At 73.5% G+C, this 19047-nt stretch carries 21 protein-coding genes and 1 pseudogene; 18 read left to right on the top strand and 4 right to left on the bottom strand.

All coding sequences use genetic code 11. The annotated features are described in order from the left end of the window. The first annotated feature begins 90 nt into the window (after nucleotides 1-90). From ACFVUH_RS14470 to ACFVUH_RS14450, 5 genes are read left to right on the top strand one after another with little or no spacing between them, the layout of a single operon-like run. Entirely contained in the window at nucleotides 91-1539 is a 1449-nt protein-coding gene (locus ACFVUH_RS14470) for a hypothetical protein (RefSeq protein ID WP_387913399.1), read from the top strand. After that, a complete protein-coding gene (locus ACFVUH_RS14465) occupies nucleotides 1529-3685 on the top strand; it encodes an AAA family ATPase (RefSeq protein WP_387913397.1) in 2157 nt (718 codons plus the stop codon). The genes ACFVUH_RS14470 and ACFVUH_RS14465 overlap by 11 nt, the downstream gene beginning before the upstream one ends. Next, nucleotides 3673-4389 carry a 4Fe-4S cluster-binding domain-containing protein gene (locus ACFVUH_RS14460; RefSeq protein WP_387913395.1) on the top strand — a complete coding sequence of 239 codons (717 nt, stop codon included), beginning with the start codon at nucleotides 3673-3675 and terminating at the stop codon, nucleotides 4387-4389. The genes ACFVUH_RS14465 and ACFVUH_RS14460 overlap by 13 nt, the downstream gene beginning before the upstream one ends. Continuing rightward, on the top strand, nucleotides 4386-5000 hold the full coding sequence (locus tag ACFVUH_RS14455; protein WP_387913581.1) for an FHA domain-containing protein: 615 nt from the start codon (nucleotides 4386-4388) through the stop codon (nucleotides 4998-5000). The genes ACFVUH_RS14460 and ACFVUH_RS14455 overlap by 4 nt, the downstream gene beginning before the upstream one ends. A gap of 29 nt (nucleotides 5001-5029) precedes the next feature. Beyond that, entirely contained in the window at nucleotides 5030-8197 is a 3168-nt protein-coding gene (locus ACFVUH_RS14450) for a hypothetical protein (RefSeq protein ID WP_387913394.1), read from the top strand. 324 nt (nucleotides 8198-8521) lie between these two features. Here ACFVUH_RS14450 and ACFVUH_RS14445 read toward each other — a convergent pair whose 3' ends face one another. After that, the gene (locus ACFVUH_RS14445) at nucleotides 8522-9094 is read right to left on the bottom strand and encodes a TetR/AcrR family transcriptional regulator (RefSeq protein ID WP_387913392.1); all 573 of its coding nucleotides are present in this window, start codon (nucleotides 9092-9094) and stop codon (nucleotides 8522-8524) included. Nucleotides 9095-9229: 135 nt separating this feature from the next. Here ACFVUH_RS14445 and ACFVUH_RS14440 point away from each other — a divergent pair, with 135 nt between their 5' ends. After that, a complete protein-coding gene (locus ACFVUH_RS14440; protein ID WP_387913390.1) occupies nucleotides 9230-9658 on the top strand; it encodes a nuclear transport factor 2 family protein in 429 nt (142 codons plus the stop codon). An 18-nt stretch (nucleotides 9659-9676) separates the two neighbouring features. On the opposite strand, the gene ACFVUH_RS14435 is transcribed toward ACFVUH_RS14440, so the two are convergent. Together ACFVUH_RS14435 and ACFVUH_RS14430 are read right to left on the bottom strand one after the other, a co-directional pair. Further along, nucleotides 9677-10672 (bottom strand): alpha/beta hydrolase, encoded by a 996-nt coding sequence (locus ACFVUH_RS14435; protein ID WP_387913388.1) that lies wholly within the window; start codon nucleotides 10670-10672, stop codon nucleotides 9677-9679. A 145-nt stretch (nucleotides 10673-10817) separates the two neighbouring features. After that, nucleotides 10818-12026, bottom strand: a complete 1209-nt coding sequence (locus tag ACFVUH_RS14430) for a serine hydrolase domain-containing protein (protein ID WP_387913386.1) — start codon at nucleotides 12024-12026, stop codon at nucleotides 10818-10820. Between the two features lie 442 nt (nucleotides 12027-12468). Here ACFVUH_RS14430 and ACFVUH_RS14425 point away from each other — a divergent pair, with 442 nt between their 5' ends. From ACFVUH_RS14425 to ACFVUH_RS14370, 12 genes are all read left to right on the top strand, one after another. Continuing rightward, the gene (locus tag ACFVUH_RS14425; protein WP_045704700.1) at nucleotides 12469-12711 is read left to right on the top strand and encodes a hypothetical protein; all 243 of its coding nucleotides are present in this window, start codon (nucleotides 12469-12471) and stop codon (nucleotides 12709-12711) included. Further along, nucleotides 12683-13213, top strand: a complete 531-nt coding sequence (locus tag ACFVUH_RS14420) for a DUF6879 family protein (protein ID WP_387913384.1) — start codon at nucleotides 12683-12685, stop codon at nucleotides 13211-13213. Before ACFVUH_RS14425 ends, ACFVUH_RS14420 begins: the two co-directional genes overlap by 29 nt. 20 nt (nucleotides 13214-13233) lie before the next feature. Beyond that, the gene (locus ACFVUH_RS14415) at nucleotides 13234-14082 is read left to right on the top strand and encodes a helix-turn-helix domain-containing protein (protein ID WP_387913382.1); all 849 of its coding nucleotides are present in this window, start codon (nucleotides 13234-13236) and stop codon (nucleotides 14080-14082) included. 315 nt (nucleotides 14083-14397) lie between these two features. Continuing rightward, nucleotides 14398-14631, top strand: coding sequence for a hypothetical protein (locus ACFVUH_RS14410; RefSeq protein ID WP_387913380.1), 234 nt, complete (start codon nucleotides 14398-14400; stop codon nucleotides 14629-14631). A 33-nt stretch (nucleotides 14632-14664) separates the two neighbouring features. After that, the gene (locus tag ACFVUH_RS14405; protein ID WP_387913378.1) at nucleotides 14665-14826 is read left to right on the top strand and encodes a hypothetical protein; all 162 of its coding nucleotides are present in this window, start codon (nucleotides 14665-14667) and stop codon (nucleotides 14824-14826) included. A 98-nt stretch (nucleotides 14827-14924) separates the two neighbouring features. Continuing rightward, nucleotides 14925-15125, top strand: coding sequence for a hypothetical protein (locus ACFVUH_RS14400; RefSeq protein WP_387913377.1), 201 nt, complete (start codon nucleotides 14925-14927; stop codon nucleotides 15123-15125). Between the two features lie 6 nt (nucleotides 15126-15131). Next, a complete protein-coding gene (locus ACFVUH_RS14395) occupies nucleotides 15132-15281 on the top strand; it encodes a hypothetical protein (RefSeq protein WP_387913375.1) in 150 nt (49 codons plus the stop codon). A 128-nt stretch (nucleotides 15282-15409) separates the two neighbouring features. Further along, nucleotides 15410-15832 carry a hypothetical protein gene (locus ACFVUH_RS14390; protein ID WP_387913373.1) on the top strand — a complete coding sequence of 141 codons (423 nt, stop codon included), beginning with the start codon at nucleotides 15410-15412 and terminating at the stop codon, nucleotides 15830-15832. Beyond that, on the top strand, nucleotides 15829-16485 hold the full coding sequence (locus ACFVUH_RS14385) for a hypothetical protein (RefSeq protein WP_387913371.1): 657 nt from the start codon (nucleotides 15829-15831) through the stop codon (nucleotides 16483-16485). The genes ACFVUH_RS14390 and ACFVUH_RS14385 overlap by 4 nt, the downstream gene beginning before the upstream one ends. After that, nucleotides 16449-17291, top strand: coding sequence for a hypothetical protein (locus ACFVUH_RS14380; protein ID WP_387913369.1), 843 nt, complete (start codon nucleotides 16449-16451; stop codon nucleotides 17289-17291). Before ACFVUH_RS14385 ends, ACFVUH_RS14380 begins: the two co-directional genes overlap by 37 nt. After that, nucleotides 17288-18163: a GNAT family N-acetyltransferase gene (locus ACFVUH_RS14375; protein WP_387913367.1), complete on the top strand. Its 876-nt coding sequence runs from the start codon at nucleotides 17288-17290 to the stop codon at nucleotides 18161-18163. The genes ACFVUH_RS14380 and ACFVUH_RS14375 overlap by 4 nt, the downstream gene beginning before the upstream one ends. Nucleotides 18164-18257: 94 nt before the next feature. Beyond that, nucleotides 18258-18668 (top strand): hypothetical protein, encoded by a 411-nt coding sequence (locus tag ACFVUH_RS14370; protein ID WP_387913365.1) that lies wholly within the window; start codon nucleotides 18258-18260, stop codon nucleotides 18666-18668. Between the two features lie 46 nt (nucleotides 18669-18714). Here the strand turns inward: ACFVUH_RS14370 and ACFVUH_RS14365 are convergent. Then, nucleotides 18715-18999, bottom strand: a pseudogene (locus tag ACFVUH_RS14365) (hypothetical protein); the annotation flags it as partial. Nucleotides 19000-19047 lie beyond the last annotated feature (48 nt).

Genomic DNA, 19047 nt, shown 5'->3' with positions numbered 1-19047 from the left:
GGGGCGGTGCCGGTCTGCGAGCGGTCGTTCGTCATGTGGCGTGTTCCCGGTTCGTGCCGCAGGTCACGACTCGCGCCAGGAGGGCGGCCGGTGAGCAGTTCTGCGGGATACGGGTGGTCCTATGTCGATCAGGAGGCCGAGCGCCGGCGGCAGTTGCGCGCCCGGTTGGCGGCTGAGGGCCAGCGCGCCGAAAACCTCCGGCAGATCGAGGAGGCTCGGGCGGCGCTGTGGGCCAGGCTGGCCGCCGAGGAGCGCCGGGCCGGGCTGCGGGCCAAGCTCAACGAGCTGGGCGAGGAGGCGCAGGGGCTGCGCGGTGAGGCCGAGCGGCTGCGGCGCGCCTACCGGATGGACCGGGTGACCGTCGAGACGGTCACCGTCCGGGCGGGGGCGGACGAGGCCGAGCTGACACGGGCGGTCGAGCGGGCGTGGGCGGCCAACGCCCGTGCGGCGCGGGAGCTGGAGGAGGCGGTCCAGGACGTCTGGTCGGCGGTGCTTCCGGAGGCGGTGGTCGAACCGGAACGCCCGCGTCCGGCCCGCTCGGGCCATGGCGCCCCGGCCGATGCCGCCCGCGCGGCGGCGGAGGCCGCCGAGCGCGAACGGGCCGAGCGGATCGAGCGGGTCCGGTCCGGCGCCCTCGTCGAGGCGCAGGCGATCCTGGACCGCGACGTGCCGCGCTGCGACCCGGCCGACCTCGAACGGGTGGCCGGCCTGGTGCGCACCCTGAAGGCGGCCGGCACCGTCTCCGACGTACGGACGACCCTCACCGACCTCGCCGCACTCGTCCAGCACTCGGTGCAGCGCCGCACTCGCGAGGAGGAGCGCGCCGAACTGCGCGCCGCCCTGGTCGAGCTGGCCCAGGACGCGGAGCCGGCCGACCGGGACCGGCTGGTCGCCGACCTCGCCGCCGCCGAGGACCCGGCGTACCTGCGGCCCGCCGTGGAGGCGGCGGTGGCCCGGGCGGACGCGCGCCGCCACCGGGCGCCGGTCGCGGCCGCGCTCGCCGAGGTGCTGCGCGAGCGGGACTACCAGGTGGGCGCGGACTTCGCGGACCTGCTCGCCGAGGAGGGCGAGGTGGTGGTGCCGTTCGGCGACCCGGACCCCGAGCGGACGGCGACACCCGGCGCGGGGGAGGCGGACGACGAGCCGCCCGCCGCCGGCTACGGGCTGCGGCTGGTGCTCGCACCGGACCGGGCGACCCTGTCCACGGCGATCGTCCGCCGCGACGACGCCGGAACCGCCGACGGGGAACACGGTGAGCAGGAGGAAGAGGAGCGGGACGAGGCCGTCCAGCAGTGGTTCTGCGACGAGCAGTTGCCCGCCATCGAGGACGGCATCCGGCAGCGCGGCGTCCAGGTGCAGCGGACGTCCGCGATGCCCCCGGGCGCGCTGGCGGCCGGGCTCGTCCCGGGCGGCTGGTGGCCGCAGCCGCCGTCCGAGGCCGCGCCGCCGCGCCGCCGTCCGAAGCCGAAGAAGCGCGACGCCAGGACCGAGTCGACCGGCTTCCGCACCAAGCCGCAGGAGCGCCACCGTGACCGCTGAGCCCCCTCCCGAGGACCGCGCGAACCTGCGAAAGGACGCCCCGGCGGCGCCGGACGAGGACAACCCCACAGCCGGCACGCCCAGTTGGATCCGCGAGCTGGACATGGCGCTCACCGTCTACCCGCAGGTGCTGCTCACCGGCAACGTCCGCGACCAGTACCTGCTGCCCGACGACCACGCCGCCGGCAGCAGCGAGTCGCTCGCGCCGTACAGCCTCGGCGGGGTCGTCGAGTCGCTCTGCACGGCCCGCGAGTACGGGGCGATCGCGTTTGTCGACCAGGTCAACGACCGCATCGCCCTGCTGCGGCTGAGTGCCACGGTGGAGCAGATCCCGCGGGCGATCCGGGAGTTCGTCGAGCGCGACGAGCGGTGGCGGCGCGGCGGCGGCGGTCCAGGGTCGGACGGCTCCGGTGAGGGTGGTTCCGGCGAGGAGGACGACGGTGAGCCCGACATGCTGGACCGTCTGCGCGACGCGATGGTCGCCGTCGTCCAGCACCCCGGCCCGCCGATCGCCCTGGTCGTCCCGTACGCCGGCCGGCTGGGCTCGCCGCAGGCGCCCGTCGCCGGTGAGGCCGCCAGACTCTTCGCCGCCGCCGAGGAGTTGGGCCACACCGCGCGTCCGGTGCAGGGCGCGACCGCGGTCACGCCGTACAACACGGTGGTCTGGGTGGTGGAGCGGCAGGAGGAGCTGCCCAGGGAGTTCGCGGTCGGCAGCCGCGCCCTGCGGGTGATCAACGTGCCGGAGCCGCCGCACGACCAGCGGCTCGCCGCGGCGCGGCACGTGGTCGGCGGACTCGCCCGCTACCAGGCGGCGACCGGCGGACCGTCCCTCACCGCGGAGGAGACCGCGGCGGCGGCCAAGGCACTCGCCAACTCCTCGCACGGAATGGGCAGTTCCGAGGTCATGGCGATCGGCCGGATGGCCCTGGACCGCGGCCTTCCGGTGCAGCGGCTCGACGAGGCCGCCCGCCTCTACCGGATCGGCGTGCTCGACAACCCGTGGGCGACCGCCGAACTGCGCGAACGCATCGTCGACGGTGAGGAGTTCCTCAACAGCAAGGTGATCGGCCAGCCGCACGCCGTCCGTCGCACCCTGGAGATCTTCATGCGCTCGGCGGCCGGGCTCAACGGCGCCCAGGCCTCCAGCTCGCCCAGCCGGCCGCGCGGCACGCTGTTCCTGTCCGGCCCGACCGGAGTCGGCAAGACCGAACTCGCCAAGGGCGTAGCCGAGATGATCCTCGGCAAGGACGCCCGGCCGATCCGGTTCGACATGAGCGAGTTCGCCGAGGAGCACGCCCGCGACCGTCTGATCGGCGCCCCGCCGGGCTTCGTCGGCCACGACGCGGGCGGTGAACTCACCAACGCCGTCAGGGCCAACCCGATGAGCGTGCTGCTCTTCGACGAGATCGACAAGGCGAACCCGCGACTGTTCGACCTCTTCCTGCAGATCCTGGAGGACGGGCGGCTCACCGACGGGCACGGTGCCACCGTCTACTTCACCGAGTGCGTACTGATCTTCACCTCCAATCTCGGCATCACCGCGATGGTGGTGGGCGATCCGCCGAACGGCGGGGCCAAGGCGGGCGGCGACGCGCCCGGCGGCGAGGCGGCTGTCGCGGACGGGAGCGCCGGGAACGGAGAGGGTGGCGGGAGCGCCGGGGCGTACGGAAGCGCCGGGCCTCGCACGGTCCGGCGGGAACTCAGCCGTCACGACGATCCGGTGGCGGTTCGGCAGGCTCTGCGCGACGCGTTCGACGTCTTCTTCAACGACCAGATCAAGCGGCCCGAGCTGCGCAACCGCTTCGGCGACAATTTCATCCCGATGGACTTCATGCAGGAGAAGTGGGTGCCGCAGATCCTCGACAAGGCCATCGCCTCGGTGGCGTCCCGGGTCCAGGAGGTCCACGGCGCCGCACTCACCCTCTCCGACGACGCCTGGGAGGTGCTGCGGGTCGAGGCCACCCGGCGGCTGGACCATGGCGGTCGCGGCGTGCTGACCGCCGTCGAGTCGGCGCTGGTCAACCCGCTGGCCAGGGAGATCTTCCGGACCCCGCCCCGGCGCGGCGACCGGATCGAGGTGGTCGCCGTCGAGGGCGACGAGGACGGCGAGGGCTACCGCCTGGAGGTCGAACGGTGGCCGGCCTGAGCGCGGACGGCGTGGCCGACATGGACGACACGGACAGGCCGGTCGTCCCGGCTGCCCTGGTCGCCCAGGTCTCGCGGCCGGTGACCGCGCTCGGCCCCGGCCGGCGGCTCGGCGTCTGGTTCCAGGGGTGCACGCTGGCCTGTCCCGGCTGCATGTCCCGGCACACCTGGGACCCCTCCGCCGGGCGGGAGTTGACGGTCGACCGGTTCGCCGGCCTGTGGCGGGCCGCGCTCGCCGACGGTCTCGACGGCCTCACCGTCAGCGGCGGCGAACCCCTGGAGCAGCCCGTCGCGCTCGCCGCGCTGCTCGCCGCCGCCGACGCGGAGCGCCGCCGGGCCGGGGCCGTGGCCGATCTGCTGGTGTACACCGGCTGGGAGCCGGAGGAACTGGCCGCCGACCCGGCCACCGCCGCCGCCCTGGACGGGGCGGACGCGGTGATCACCGGCCGCTACCGGGCCGGGCAGCCCACCCGGCTGGCCTGGCGCGGCTCGGCCAACCAGCGGCTTGTCACCCGCACGGCGCTCGGCCGCGAGCGGTACGCGCCCTTCCTGGAGCACCGGCCGGAGCGGCCCGAACTCCAGGTGCATGTGAGCGAGGGCGAGGTCCGGGTGATCGGGGTGCCGCGCCCCGGGGACCTGAGCCGGATCGAACGCGACCTGGTCCGGCGCGGCGTGACACTTCGGGAGAACTCTTGGCGACCGTGATCTACCGCTGCCCGGTGGGCGCGCCGGGGGAGTGTCCGACCTCGGCCACCCGGGGGTACTGCCAGGTGCACATGTTCCAGCAGCTGGAACGGTACGACCCGGCCGAGGACACACCACCGCCCTCGCCGCCGACACCGCCTGCGCCAGCCACCTCGCCGGCACCGCCGACACCGGCGGCCGCACCGCCCGCCGACGTCGCGGACCGCGAGCCCGGGCCCGGGCCGGTGACCCGTCCGGCGAGTCCTGCCCGTCCGGCCGGTCCGGCCCGGCAGCCGGTGGTCCGGCTCGCCCTGGTCATCGCCGGGACCCTGCTGCCCGTCCGCGCCGAGAGCCGGCGCGGGGGCGGCGGACTGGCCGTCGGCCGCGACGAGCCCGACTGTGTCGCCGTCCCCGGCCTGGCCGCCCTCGACCAGCTTTCCCGCCACCACGCCCGGCTGCGCTGGATCGACGGCGCGCTGCACGTCGAGGACCTGGACTCGACCAACGGCACGTTCGTCGACGGCCGCCGGATCACCATCCCGACCCGCGTCTGGCCGGGCGTGCGGCTGCGGTTCGCGCTGGACGTGGACGCCCAGGTGGTCGAGATCGACGAGTTCGGCGCGCCCCGGTGAGCGGGGGACGTGAGGAGGAGAACGGCGCGATGGCCGACACACCGCCGGAGCCGAGCCCGGCCACCCGTAAGCAGGGCGGCGGGCGGGCGAACGGCCGGGGCCGCGCTGCCGGCCGGCCCCCGCAGCCGGACCCGGGGGACGGCGACACCGCCACCGCCGAGAGCCCGCGCACCCGCGTCCAGCGCGCGCGTCCGACGCCCACCCCCGCTCCCACTTCCGCTCCCGAACCCGGTGGCGCCGTCCCGGGGCCGCGCACCCGCGTGCAGCGCGGCGCCCCCACCCGCGTCCAGCGGCCGGGCGGCCCCGTCGGATCCGCCGAGCCCGGAGAATCGGCCGAACCCGCCACCCCCGCCACCCCCGCTGCGTCGGCCTCCGACCCGTCCGGCGCCTTCCCCGCCGCCCTCACCGACCGTTACCACCCCCTGGGCCCCGTCGGCTCGGGCAGCGAGGGCACCGTCTGGCACGTCCGCCGCGCCGACGGCGCCGGCGAGGCGGCCGTGAAGGTCGGCAATCCCGGCGTGCGGGCCGACACCGAACTCCTCGCCCACCTCGCCGGCGACCCCGCCTTCCGCCGGCACGTCCCCGAGATCCTCGGCCACGGCCAGGTCGAGCACGCGGGCGCGCTCTGCGACTGGATGGCCATGGAGTACCTCCCGGTCACCCTCGCCGATCACGTCGACGAGCTGCGCACCCGGCGCCGCCTGGACCGGCGCGGCGAGAGCGAGCGGATCATCCGTGAACTGGTGGACCTGCTGGCCTTCTGGCAGAGCACCATCGCGCGCAACCCGGTCGACTTCAAGCCCGCCAACATCCTGGTCCGCCCCGCCGGGACGGACGGCCGCTCCGCCGCCCAGTTCGTGGTGGCCGACTTCGGCGGCGTGGCGAAGCTCACCGCCAGCCGCCGCTTCTCCGCCGACATGCAGGTCACCGTCGCCTACATGGCGCCGGAACAGCTCGCCGGCCACAACCACCCGGCGGGCCCGTGGTGGGCGCTCGGCACCATCCTCTACGAGGTGTTCACCGGCGCCGGCCGCTACCGGCGCGCGGACGGCGGGCTGATCAGCGACGAGGCGCTGCAGATCCGGCTGGTGATGGACGCCGAGGTGGACGTCTCGGCGGTCGCCGACGAGCGCCGCCGACTGCTGCTCCAGGGCCTGTTCACCAAGGACCCCACCGACCGGTGGACCGCGGACCAGGTGCGCGCGTGGCTGACCGGCGGCAGCCCGGAGGTGGTCCGCAGCCGGATCGACCCGCCGCGGCCCGAGCCCGCCCCGACCGCGCCCACGCACCGTCCGATCGCCTTCCGCGGCCAGGACTTCCGCGATCCGGCCGCGCTCGCCGAGGCGCTGCTCGGACGGTCGGCGGACGCGGCGGCGTGGCTGGTCAGCGGTGGTGCGCGGCGGCTGCGCGACTGGCTCCGGGACGAGGTGAAGGACACCGTCCTGGACCTGCACTACCTCGAGGACGTCGAACGCGGCACCCCGGCCGACACGTCGGCGGCGGCCTCCCGGGCGGTGCTGGCGCTCGGCGTGGCGTTCACGCCGGAGGCCGTCCCGTACGTGCGGGACCGCCGGGTGGACGCGGCCGGGCTCGCCCGGCTGGCGGGGGAGGCCGACGGGCCGGCGTTCGTCGAGGAACTGGTCGCCGCCGGGCTGGTCGGGCTCGCCGCCCGTTTCCACTGCGGGCACGCCGACTGCCCGGAGGGGGCCTGTGCCCGGCTGCTCGGGCTCAGCGGGATGGCGGCCGTGCTGAACGCGGTCGAGCGCGAGGCCCGCACCCTCGGCGGGCGCACCGGCGGTGGACTGACCGAGAACGAGCGGGTGGCCGCGCGACGCTGGGTGCTGCTGCTCGCCCTCCAGCCGAAGCAGCAGCGGCGTGCCGTCGTCCGGCGGCTCTCCCTGCTGCCGGGCCCGCTGGCGGCGTTGCCCGCGGGGGTCCAGCGGGTGGCCGCCGCCGTCGAGGCAGCGGTGGGGACCGTGGCGGCGCGGGTGCGCGTCGGTGATCGTGACGGGTTCCGGCGGTGGTCGGACCTCAGGCGCCGCGCGCTCGCCGCCGATCCGACGACGGCCGACGGACGGGGCGTGCTCGCGGCGGCGGCCGTGCTGCAGGTGCGCGGCCTCCGGGCGGGCGGCGCAGATCGCGGGCGCGCCCGCGGGGAGCGAAGGGTGGACCTGCGCGCCTGGTGGGGCGGCGCACGCACCGCGCTGCCCCGGCGCGCGGTGGCGGCCGTACTGCTGTTCCTCGCGCTCGGCCTCACGCTCTGGTCGGGGGCGGTGCTGCGGTCCGCCGTCGACTTCGGCGCGGGCGGGCGGCTGCTGCCGGGCGGTCCCTTCGACGGCCCGCTGCGGACGGTCGGCGAGGCCGCGGCGCTGGCGACGTCCGGCCGGCTCGGTGCGGCGCTGGTCGCGGCGGTGGCGGTGGTGGCGTTCCCGGGCCGGGTCGGGCGGCGGATGCTGTTCCTCGTGGTCGCGGCCTCCTTCACCATCGGCTATCTGCACCTCGGACCGCCGATGACGGTGCTCGAAGCGCCGCAACCGGTGGTCGAGCGGGTGGTCAGGTTCGGTGGCGGAATGGAGAACTGGACGGGCGTCGGCGCGCTGGTGGCGATCGTGCTCGCGCTGTACCTCAACAACCGCCCGGTGACCTGGCTGCTCACCTCCGCCCACACGGCCTCGGAACGGGCGGCCGGCGACCGTCGGCTCGCCGAGGCCCGCCGCCGCGCCGCCCGCGGGGGCGGGGCCGCCGACTTCCGCGACCGGCTGCTGTTCTGGCTGGGCGGGACCCTCGTGCTGACCCTGCTGCTGTGGTCGGCGGTCGAGGTCCGGATCGCCGTGGTCGACCGGGACCGCCACCTCACGCCGGAGTCCTGGGGCACCGGCCGGATCGGCGCCGCCTACCAGGCCGACTACCTGCTGCTCCTGGCCTTCCTCGCCTTCCTCGCGGCCTGCGCCACCCCCCGCGCGGCCCGCCGCCTCCTCGCCGGCTCCGCGGTCGGCACGGCCGTGCTCGGCGCCTGGCCCCCGCCCCTGGGCCCCTTCGAAGCCCTCCGCATCCCCGTCCTGGGCCCCTGGTTCCGCTCCCTCGCCACCCTCTGGGGTCACGCCGCCTTCTGGGCCGCCGTCCTCCTCATGCTCCCCCTCGCCTGCCACCTCGCCCGCTGGACCACCCGCCGCCTCCCCACCCCCGCGGTGGAGTAGGAAGTCGGACCGGCCGACTTCCCACTCCACCCGCCCGCGCAATCTATGCGCGTAGATACCCCGGGAGTGGGTGGTGGATGGGCTTCGGAAGTCGGGTCCGCCGACTTTCTGTGCCGCCTGCGCTGGCCCGCGGGTGCGGGTGGCGTGTGGGAGTGGGAAGTCGGGTCGGCCGACTTCCTGTTCCGCCGTGCGCTGTGCGGTACGTCGCGCCCGCCTGCCGGCGATCGGGCGCTCCGCGTGGTCTATGCGCATAGATGCCCCGGGGGTGGGTGGTGGGTGGGATGGAAAAGTCGGACCGGCCGACTTTCTGCTCCCGGCTCGGGCTCAGTGCGGGCGCAGGCCGTCGAGGAGGACCGTCAGGACGTGTTTGCGGGCGGCCGGGTCGGGGCCCAGCTGGTCCAGGGCGGTGGTGGTGCCGACGAGGAGGGCGAGGATTTCGGGCAAGGTCAGCTCGGGGCGGGCGGTGCCGGCGAGTTGGGCGCGCCGCAGGAGGTCGGCCAGCAGTTCGCGGATCGCGGTCGAGGGGGCGCGCAGGGAGGTGTGGACGTCGACCCCCGCCGCCGTGAGTGCTTGGGCGAACGCGTTCTTGCCCACCGACTGTTCGGCGATCAGCCGGAAGCAGGCGGACAGGGCTTCGGCGGGCGCGGATTCGGCGGCCACCCGGGCCGCCCCGGCGGCGATCGCCTCCAGTCGGCGCACCATCACCGCTTCCAGCAGTGCCTCCTTGGTGGGGAAGTGGCGGAACAGCGTGCCGACCCCGACCCCGGCGGCGCGGGCGATCTCCTCGGTCGGGACGCCGACGCCCCGGGTGGTGAACACCTCGGTGGCGGCGTCCAGCAGTCTGGCCCGGTTGCGGGCCGCGTCCGCCCGGAGCGGGCGGTCCTGAGTGCCGGTCAACTCTCCAACTCCCTTTCCTCGTCGGCGGGAACGGCGGACGTCCGGCCCTGGACAACCGGAGTGGCCAGTCCGTATGGTCTAAACGGAGCCACTGGTCCGGTTCCGGTGGCGCAGATGTCGTTCCGGGGGTTGATCATGTCCGAAACACGCTCGCCGCGCGAGGTCTTCCACGCGCTGCTCGACGGCATCACGGCCGGTCGGTTCGCCGAACTGGCCGGGCTCTACGCCGAGGACGCCGTGGTGGAAATGGTGTTCGAGCCGGTCGGCCCGCGTCGGTTGGAGGGGCGGGCGGCCCTGCGGGAACGTTTTCTCACCGTCGGCGAGCACTCACCGCTGGACCTGGGCGCCCGCAACGTCGTGGTCCGCGCGACGGACGACCCCGAGGTGGTCGTCGGCGAATGGGACTACGACGTCCGCCACCGCACCACCGGGCGGGAGCTGACCGTCGCCAACCTCCAGGTGCTGCGCGTGCGCGACGGCCTCATCGTGCACAGCCGCGACTTCCACGACCACCTCGCCCTCGCCGGCCTCCTCGGCTCCCCGCCGCGACCGGCCGCGCGGTAGCCGCCGCCGTCCGGGTACTCAGCGCGCGAGGATCCGGCGGAGCCAACGGGTCCGGGCGTCGCGGGCGTCCCGGCTGAGCGCCGCCTCCGGCGCGAAGGTGTCGAAGCCGTGGAACGCGCCCGGCCAGACGTGCAGTTCGGCCCCGCCGCCGGCCCGCCAGATCCCGTCGGCGTAGGCCACGGCCTCGTCGCGGAAGGTCTCGGCCGACCCCACCTCGACGTAGGCCGGGGGCAGTCCCGACAGGTCCGCGGCCCGCGCCGGGGCCGCGTACGGCGGCAGGTCGGGGGCGCCGTGGAGCTCGCCGAGCGCGGCCCGCCAGGCCGTCGCGTTGGAGGTCCGGTCCCAGGTGTCGTGGCCGGCCGACTGGCGGGCGGAGAAGCTGTCGTTGCGGTCGTCGAGCATCGGGCTCAGCAGCAGCTGTCCGACCGGGACCGGTCCGCCGCGGTCGCGGGTCAGCAGGGCGAGCGCCGCAGCGAGGCCGCCCCCGGCGCTCTTGCCGCCGACCACGACGCGCCCGGCGTCGACGCCCAGCCGCTCCGCCCGGTCGGCCGTCCAGCGCAGCCCGGTGAAGCAGGCCTCGACCGCAGCGGGGTACGGCGCCGCCGGCGCCAGCGGGTACTCGACGGAGACCACGGCGATCCCGAGCGGCTCCGCCAACTCCCGCAGCAGACGGGGGAGCACCGACCAGGCGTTGCCGGTGATCAGCCCGCCGCCGTGCAGGTAGTACAGCAGCGGCAGCGGGCCGCCCGCCCCGGCGGGCCGGGCGCTCACCAGCGGCACGCCCGACGCGTCGAGCTCCGCCACCTCGAACCGCCCGCCGTCCCGCAGCGCCTCCACGGTGGGGCGGGGGCGGACGGCGGCGTCCCGCTCCTGCCACGCGGCGAGGTTCTCCGGGGTGACCGGCCCCCGTGCCACCGCGCCCGCGGCCGTCAGCGCGGCACTCAACTCCGGATCGAACGGCGGGGGAGCCGCAGCCCCGGCGCCCTCGCCACCGTCCCGGCTGCCGTCCCCCATGAAGACCGCCCGCCCCTCGTCCCGTCGTCCCCGCCGGAGGCCCCGACCCGCCCAGCTTGCCAGGCCGGGCCGCCCGCCACCCCGCCGGAGTGGAAAGTCGGCCGGTCCGACTTCCCACTCCGCGGCCCGGTTCCCGGCCTCGGGGCTACTTGCCCGGCGGAATGTCGTAGATGTGATCGGGGGTGATCACGCTCGTGATGGCCCGGCCGAGCAGGGTGCTGGGTTCGGAACCCTCGGACGAGATGTCGGTGTTGAGCAGCACGACCAGGGTCGCGCACTCCTCCGGCAGGTAGATGGTGAGGCTCTCGTAGCCGGGCAGCGAGCCGTTGTGGCCGATCCACCCGTTGATGTCGAAGATCCCGAGGCCGTAGCCCGCGCCGGGGACGCCGGTCGGCAGGACGGCCAGGCGCTGGGCCTGGGTGCCGGGCGACAGCAGGGTGCCGGTGGCGACGTCCTTCGCCCAGCGGCCGAGGTCGTGCAGGTCGGAGACCAGCGCGCCCGCCGACCAGGCCCACGAGGGGTCCCAGTGCGTGGAGTCGGCGACCGCGCCGCTGGGGGTCTGGTCGGTGTAGCCGTGGGCGTACGGCTCGGGGAGCTCGGTGCCCCGGGGGAAGAGGGTGCGCCGCAGCCCGCTGGGCTCGGTGATCCGGTCGTGGACGAAAGCCTCCAGGCTCCGGCCGCTCACCCGCTCGACCAGCAGGCCGAGCAGGATGTAGTTGCTGTTCGAATACTGGAACTGCGAGCCCGGCGCGAACTCGTTCTCGTGCTTGTAGCCGTATGCGAGCAGTTCCTCGGGGGTGAAGACGCGGTCGGGGTCGGCGAGGAACGCGTTGATGAAGTCCTCGTCCGAGCTGTACGGGAAGAGGCCGCTGCGCATGTCGAGCAGGTCGCGCACCCGGATCTCCTCGCCGGACGGGACGCCGTCGAGGTACTTCGCGATCGGGTCGTCGAGGCCGATCAGGCCCTCGTCCACCAGCTGCAGCACGGCGGTGGCGGTGAAGGTCTTGGTCTCGCTGCCGATCCGCATGTTCAGGCGGTCGGTCATGGGCGCGCCGGTCTCCTTGTCGGCCACGCCGAACGCCCGCAGGTAGCCGCCCTGACCGGGGATCCACAGGTCGACCTGTACACCGGGGATGCCCGCCTCCCGCATCACCTGCTGGATCGTTTCGTCCAGCTGCGCCTGAAGCTCCGGGCTCAGCTCCCGGGCCTCGGCGGAATCCTCGCCGGCCGTCCTCACGGCCACGGGTGCGGCGGCGGGCCCGGCGGCCGGCGCGGCGCCGAGCGTCAGCGGGAGCAGCCCGACGACGGCGAGCGCCGCCGCGCCGAGCGTACGGGCCGGGGAACGTCTTCTCATGGTGCGGGGCCTCTCTGCGGTCCGGAGGGGGTCTGCTGGGCCGATCGTCGGCGACGAGGGCCCGGCCGACCGCCCACCCGATCCGCAGGCCGGGTGAAAAGACTGATGATCCATCCGATCGGCCCCGCCACCCCTCACCCGCCCGGAGCCGGGGCCGCGGCCGGTTGTCGGGGGTTCCACGCCCCGTGGGACGGTGGCTACGACACCTGAGAACGCCCGCTCCCGGGTGGCCGGGGCGGCGTCGTCCGGCACGGGTGCGTCCGGTCCGCCGGTGGCCCGGCGGCGGCCCAGGTGGCCAGGGTGGTGAAGTCGGCGATGGTCAGGCCGGTGCGCGGGTCCACGTGGTGGAGGAAAGTCCTGACAGGGGGAGCCTTCAGGGCGGAGTATGAGCACCGGCTCAGGTTTGCAACTGAGCGCAACCGGCTCGACACGGGAGGATCAGATGGCACTACGGTTCGTTGCGAAGGACGAGAAGTCGGGGGATCACGGCTCTCCCACTGTGTGGGTAGACCCCGAGACAAGGGACTTCGTCATTCAGGGGTGGAAGATTGACGAGGCCACGACGGCGGACTGCTTGGCTGACGGTCCGATCCCGGATCATGAGACCGTGGTCCGCATCCCTGCCCGCATGGCCAAGGCGCTCAAGGAGGCGTTGGATGTCGCAGAGCTTGAACAGCTTCGCTGACCTTTTGAGGTCTGCGCGGGAGTCGGCGGTCCACCTGGAACTGCGCGATGTCTACGCGGTCGACAACGAGGACGAAGGCTTTCGCGCATGGAAGTCCGGTCACCGACTCGACCCTGCTGATCGCGCGTCGTGGTGGAGGCCGTGGCTGGACCTCGTCCAGGAGGTAACCGCCAACGGTGTCTCCCTGCGACGAGCCAGGGTCATTTCGGAGCCCGCCAGCGAGTACATCCGGTACGAGCACTCGTTCACGTTCACCAACGTGGCCGGCGGCGAGCAGGTGCGCTGGCTCCCTCGCCGGGGCGCCTCTGATCTCCTGCTGCCCGGAAACGACTTCTGGCTGTTCGACGGCAAGACCGTCCAGTTCAACATCTTTGACGGCGACGGCCGATGGGTGCACACCGATCAGAGTGACGATCCCGCTGTGGCGCGCAACTGCGCGGCGGCTTTCGACGCTGTGTGGGAGCGTGCTGTCCCTCATGAGGCATTCAGCGTCGCCGAGTAGTCACCGCAGCCGGCCAGTTCATGTCCTCTTCTCCTCTCTCCAGTGCCCAAGCCGCACGGAAGGCGCTCGCCGATCAGCTCGACCAGATCCGGCGGGACGCCGGACTTTCAGGGCTTGAACTGGCCGCGCGGTGCGGGTGGCACAAGTCCAAGTCATCCCGCATCGCCCGCGGCCTGACGGTTCCCTCCGACAGCGACATCCGTGCTTGGTGCACAGCGTGTGGGTCTGCGGAGAAGGCAGCGGATCTGATCGCAGTGTCGCGGACCGCTGAGTCGATGTACACGCAGTGGCGAGACCTCCACCGCGACGGCATGAGGCGGGTGCATCAAAAGACGCTGCCGCTCTACCAGCGGACACGAAAATTCAAGGTGTACGCCTCCAACGTCATGCCGGGGATGACGCAGACGGCACCGTACGCGACCGGGCTTCTCCGTTCGATTACGACCTTCCAGGGCACTCCGGACGACGTGGAGGACGCGGTCAAGGCCCGGCTGAAGCGATCCCGTGTCCTGCACGATGCCAGCCATCAGTTCGCCCTGATCCTGGAAGAGGCCGTTCTCTACTACGGCGTCTGCGATGACGAAGCACTCGCTGGTCAACTTGACCACTTGCTCGGGGTCTCGTCCCTTCCGAACGTCTCCGTCGGCGTGATCCCGTTTCGGGCTCGCCGGACCGTCTGGCCCCTCGAAGCGTTCTACGCATTCGACGAGAGCCTTGTGGCAGTCGAGACGCTTGCGGCGGAGGTCAACGTCACCGCTCCTGGTGAGATCCGCACCTACCTTCGTGCCTTCGCCGAACTGGCCAAGATCGCAGTTCACGGAGCCGAAGCACGAAGCCGAATCGCCAAGGCCCGCAGCGCTCTCGGGTGAACCTGTGCAACCGCGTGCAACTTCGTGGCACCGTCTGTAGCCGACTCCCTACGGTCTATCACGCACCCCCCACCGCCGCGGCGAAGGAGGACAGACCGATGGCGAGACGCAACCCCCCCCGCGTGAGTACCGCGAGGTCGTGACCGGCCCGAGCAAGAGTGAGTCGAACCGACCGGCCGCTGGCTGGAACCCGCTGGACGACTACCGAGCAGCGAACCCCACTGGCAGTCCCCCCTCCGTGGGCTCCCTGCTCCAGCGGGACGCCGTGCTCTCCTCCTGCGTCTGCCGGGACTGCAAGGCCCGCAGTCCGGCGGCATGACCGCCATGCCCAAGGCCGCACGCCAGCGCATGGAACCGCCGCCGCTGTGCCCGTTCTGCTTCCTTCAGACGGCGTACGACTCCCCGTCGCCCACCGACGACACCTGGGGATGCGACATCTGCGGGCGCTACGGCTTCCTCCTGTCGGCCGAGTACATCAGGGCCCACCCCGGCATGGACGCGGTGGTCGTGGCGGGAGTCAACCGCCACCCCGCCGGCCGCGCGGCCTGATCGGCAACGAGCACCACCACACCGCACGCCAGTGTGATCCAGGGAGACCCGGTCCGGCACCGGACGGCCGGCTGGACGGGCACCGTCGCCGAGACCCCGAGCAAGCTCGCCAACCACGCCTGGGTGAACCCGGACAGCTCCAGCGACCCCTACCCGCAGATGGTCCTCCTGACCGACTTGGAGCCCGCGGAATGAGCGCCCAACCGCTACCCGTCCGCGTGACCTCGCCGCTCCCCGTCCGAGGGGACATCCCCCCGCCGACGCCGGTACGGATCGTGGGCGAGGGGGTGGTCGTGGACCGCCCCGACGGCTACCGGCAGGGGACCTGCTGGGTCTGCCACCGCGAAACGCTGGTCTGCGCGGGCACCACGCTCCAGGCCCCCGGCGACAACGAGAGCACCTGCCACTCGATCTGCGACGACTGCATCGCCCGCGCCCGCCGGCCCCGCCGCCGCGCCGCGATGCGGGCCGCGCTCGACAAGCGCCCGGCGTAGGCCGCCGTGGACGACGGACAGGAGGAGTACCGCGAGGCCGCCGACCGGGCCGCCCGAGGACTCCCGACCCCGCTGCCGGTGGCCATCGCGCAGACGGTCGCGCTGGTCCTGCTCGCGGTCGTGGCCACCGCGCTCATCGCCTCCGGCCGCTGCTGACCGTCGAGTCGCGCCCCCGGGAGCCCCATGAACTCCCGGCTCGTCGTGAACCCCCGACGGGCCGGGGCACCACGCACGACTGCCCGTTCGCACCCGGGCGAGCAGAGCCAACCCGATTGGAGAGGCACGTGAGCACCGCCACCACCCCCAGCTCCACCGTGGAGCTGGACGAGCTGGGCAAGTTCTTCACCATCACCGCCCGCCGGATCGACGCGGGCGACATCGGCCCGCAGATGTTCTCCGGCGCGATCGACGCGGCGTGGCACACCCTCGTCGCGGACCCGGCCGCGCACGAGGCGTTCACCCTCCGGCACGCCGGCCGCAAGCTGGCCCACGCCGAGAGCGCGGGCAGCGGCTTCATCTCGTGGGTGAGCGCCTACGAGGAAGCGTACGGCCCCCTGCCGGAGGCGTGGTTCACCGACGCCAACGGCACCGTCAACACCGAGGCCCTGGCCCGCTACCGTCACACCGGCCAGGTCTGGGCGGAGTGGGACTGCTCGCCCACCGGCGGCGACGGCGACGACGTGGCCCCGGCGGCGTCCTACCTGTGATCACCGCACCACACGACGGGGCGTCCCGGCTCACCGCCGGGGCGCTCCGCCTCACCGAGGCCCGCACGGAGAACCCCGTCAGCGTGGACGTGGACGGCTACCTCGCCGACCTGACCGAGCACTGCCCGTTCCTGCGGCCCTCCGCCCGCCGGGGCATGACCGGGTGGACCGTCTACGAGATCGCCCCGGGCAGCCACCGCTACGCCGTGGAAGCGGAGTTGTTCTACGCCGGGGTCCAGGCCGCGGAGTGGGTTCGCCCGCTCATGGGCCGCCCGTTCGGCCTCCTGGCGTGCGAGAACGTGGTGTTGGTCGGGCACTGCGAAGGGGCGGACCACCGGGAGCTGATGGCCTGGCCGCACTGGGCCCTCAAGAACCTCTACACCCCGGTCGGCGTGATGTTCGGGAAGTTCGCCCAGGGGGCGGTCGAGACCGGCCGGCGCGGGCAGAGCATCCCGCCGCCGCCGTTCTCGTTCCTGCCGGTGCGGGCGGGCGTCCGGCCGCTGGACCCGAAGTTCCTGGAGGCGACTCCCGACCTCGCCACGGCGCTGTCCGTGGCGGTGGACGACGGCCGGGACGTCTTCGAGCACATCCCCTGCGAGTGGAAGGCAGTACGAGAATGGGCGAGTTCCCTTCCGAGGCCAGAGCGGCACTGAGGGCAGCGGAGGCCGCCTGCGGGGCGCTGGAGCTGGAGGAGGTCAGCGACCGGCGGGGCTCGGCGGTGTGGAAGGCCAGCGGGCCGCGCGGGGTGGTGAGCATCAAGCTCGGCACCGGCGAGGCCGCCGAGGTCACCGCCCGCGAAGCCTCCGTGCTGGACCAGCTCCCCGGCTACACCGTGACCGTCGGCCGCTTCGACGGCGGGGTCTGGTTCGTCACCCCGTGGCTGACCGGACCGTCCACCTGGGACGTCTTCCGCCCGGTCCGCACGGGCGAGGGCGGGCGGGTCGAAGCCCTCGCCGCTGCGGTCGATCTGTGCCGGGCGGTGACCGACCTGCACGAGGCCGGATGGGTGCACGGCGACCTCCAGCCCCAGCACGGCATCCACACCGAGCAGGGTGTTCGGCTGATGGACTTCGCGTGGTCCCGCCGGCTCGGCATCACGCCGGGGTCGACGTTCGACGGCACGATGATCCACCTCACCGCGCCCGAGCTGGCCGCCCGGATCATCAACGGACCCCAACCCGTCGAGACCACGCAGAGCGCCGACGTCTACGCTCTAGCCGGCACCCTGTGGACCTGCGTCACCGGCACCTGGCCGCTGGACTACGAGACGGCCGGGCTCGCCAAGGGAACGCCGCTGGATGCCCTGCGCAAGGCCATCGCCCACCGCGCCGTCCCGCTGACCACCCGCCTGCCGTGGCCGTCCCTCCAAGCCCGCCTGCGGCACGTCCTGCTGGCCGCCCCCGACCACAGGCCGAGTGCCGCCGAGCTGACCATGCTCGTGAAGGCAGCGGACGCGTGATCGAGCTGCGGGAGCTGGAGCCCGATGACGCCGAATCGGTGCAGCGGATCTACGGCCCGGAGTCGGTCAGGTGCCTGGGGCGGGGCCCGATGGAACTCCGCGACGCGCAGGAGTTCGTGGCCGATGCCGTCGCTGCGGCGAAGCAGAGCCCGCGCACGCTCCACACCCTCGGCCTGGTCGTGGACGGTGACCTGCTCGGCGTCCTCAAGCTCCACGTGGACCGCCCCGCCGCCGCCATCAGCTACATCCTGCGCCCCGACTCCTGGGGCCGGGGCTACGCCACCGAGGGGGTTCACAACATCCTCGCCCTGGCGTTCGGCCGCCTCGGTCTGCCGGAGGTCCACGCCAAGCACCACCCTGACAACCCGGCCTCCGGCCGCGTCCTGCTCAAAGCGGGATTCGTCCCGACCGGCGAGCACACCGACTGCCACACATACGTCGTCCGGCCAGTGCGAACGGTCGGCGGCTCCCTTTTCGAACCCGCACTCCCGACCCCCAGGGACACCCCCATGAGTGACAGTTCCGGCCCCGGCACCTTCGACCCCGACGGCAAGCAGTGGCACGCCGAGTACACATTCCTGGGACAGGCCGCGGTGCCCGGCCCGGATGGCCTGCCGGGCCTGCGCGGAATTCCCGACAACATCGGCTGGTCGGCCGCCGACGACTTCGAACGGCTCGCCGCGCAACTGATCGCCTCCGCCGCGCGCCAGTGGAGACCGCTTGAACTCGACCCGAGCGTGTACCACTTCGGCGAGGCCCTGCTCAAGCACGCGCGGCGCGTTGCCCAGGATGTGGGCCGCTGGACGTACGAGCCGAACACGAAGCAGCAGTGGGCGGACGTCGTCGTGACCTTCCGCGCTGCTGGCAACTGACCACCTCGCACCCCCGCCGCCCTCAACCCCCGGCGGCGGGCCAGCCCCCGTTTCGTGACGACCCCCGCAGTCACGAAACGGGGGCGCTCTCGACATGCCCGGAACCCGCAAGACCGAACGGACCTCCGTGCCACCCAAGATCCCCGAGCCCACCGGCAAGGCCCGCACCGACCTGATCACCGCGTACGCGAACCGAACCCCGGTGATCGTGCTCGCCCAAAGCCACGGGGTGTCGGAGGGCACCATGGCCAAATGGCTCCGGAACTGGGAAGCCACCAAGGGCCCGGTGGACAGCGACCCCGCCGTGGACCGCGAAGAGGCCACCCGCCTCTACAAGGGCGGCACCTCGCTCTCCACCCTCATGGCGTACTACGGCGTGACCCGCCGCCGCATGGAAATCCTCTTCGAAGCCTGGAAGATCCCCCTGCGCAGCCGAGAAGAGGCAGCCCGCGCAGCCGCACGGGCCGGCCGGGCAAACCAGGCGGGGGCTGCCACCGAGCTGTGAGGTGCTACGGCAGCATCGTCGCCTCTTGCACCTCACGCCGTTTCCGCAGGTCGGGAACAAGGTGCAAGGGTGATCCGTTCTCCCAGGTCGTCGCCCAGACCAGATCGAAGGGCAGCGCGGTGAGGGACGGACCGTGTTCCGGGTTGAGCCAGACGCGCAGGGGTTTGGCGGTTCTGTCGGGCAGTCCGTACGCGGTCAGGCGTCGGCGTTCGGCGGCCTCCCAGCGCGGGGTGAGGAGGCGGTGCGTGGTGTAGCCCTCGGGGCGGCGGTGCGGCTTGGCCGCGTAGGGGTTCAGGGGGCCGTCGACGTCGATCAGCAGCAGCGGCCGCATCGGCTTTCTTTCCTGGTCGGTGCCGTGGTGTTCAAACCACTCGAACGA

The sequence above is a fragment of the Kitasatospora sp. NPDC058032 genome (assembly GCF_042885845.1).
Taxonomy (GTDB): Bacteria; Actinomycetota; Actinomycetes; order Streptomycetales; family Streptomycetaceae; genus Kitasatospora.
The sequence above is the reverse complement of the archived record's forward strand: the minus strand, read 5'-3'. Positions and strand labels throughout refer to the sequence as shown.

Bases quoted from the DNA above. Each gene is read 5' to 3' on its own strand.
- ACFVUH_RS14450 (WP_387913394.1), top strand. From the start codon at position 5,030: ATGGCCGACACACCGCCGGAGCCGAGCCCGGCCACCCGTAAGCAGGGC.
- ACFVUH_RS14440 (WP_387913390.1), top strand. From the start codon at position 9,230: ATGTCCGAAACACGCTCGCCGCGCGAGGTCTTCCACGCGCTGCTCGAC.
- ACFVUH_RS14435 (WP_387913388.1), bottom strand. From the start codon at position 10,672: ATGGGGGACGGCAGCCGGGACGGTGGCGAGGGCGCCGGGGCTGCGGCT.
- ACFVUH_RS14430 (WP_387913386.1), bottom strand. From the start codon at position 12,026: ATGAGAAGACGTTCCCCGGCCCGTACGCTCGGCGCGGCGGCGCTCGCC.
- ACFVUH_RS14425 (WP_045704700.1), top strand. From the start codon at position 12,469: ATGGCACTACGGTTCGTTGCGAAGGACGAGAAGTCGGGGGATCACGGC.
- ACFVUH_RS14420 (WP_387913384.1), top strand. From the start codon at position 12,683: ATGTCGCAGAGCTTGAACAGCTTCGCTGACCTTTTGAGGTCTGCGCGG.
- ACFVUH_RS14415 (WP_387913382.1), top strand. From the start codon at position 13,234: ATGTCCTCTTCTCCTCTCTCCAGTGCCCAAGCCGCACGGAAGGCGCTC.
- ACFVUH_RS14410 (WP_387913380.1), top strand. From the start codon at position 14,398: ATGACCGCCATGCCCAAGGCCGCACGCCAGCGCATGGAACCGCCGCCG.
- ACFVUH_RS14380 (WP_387913369.1), top strand. From the start codon at position 16,449: ATGGGCGAGTTCCCTTCCGAGGCCAGAGCGGCACTGAGGGCAGCGGAG.
- ACFVUH_RS14370 (WP_387913365.1), top strand. From the start codon at position 18,258: ATGCCCGGAACCCGCAAGACCGAACGGACCTCCGTGCCACCCAAGATC.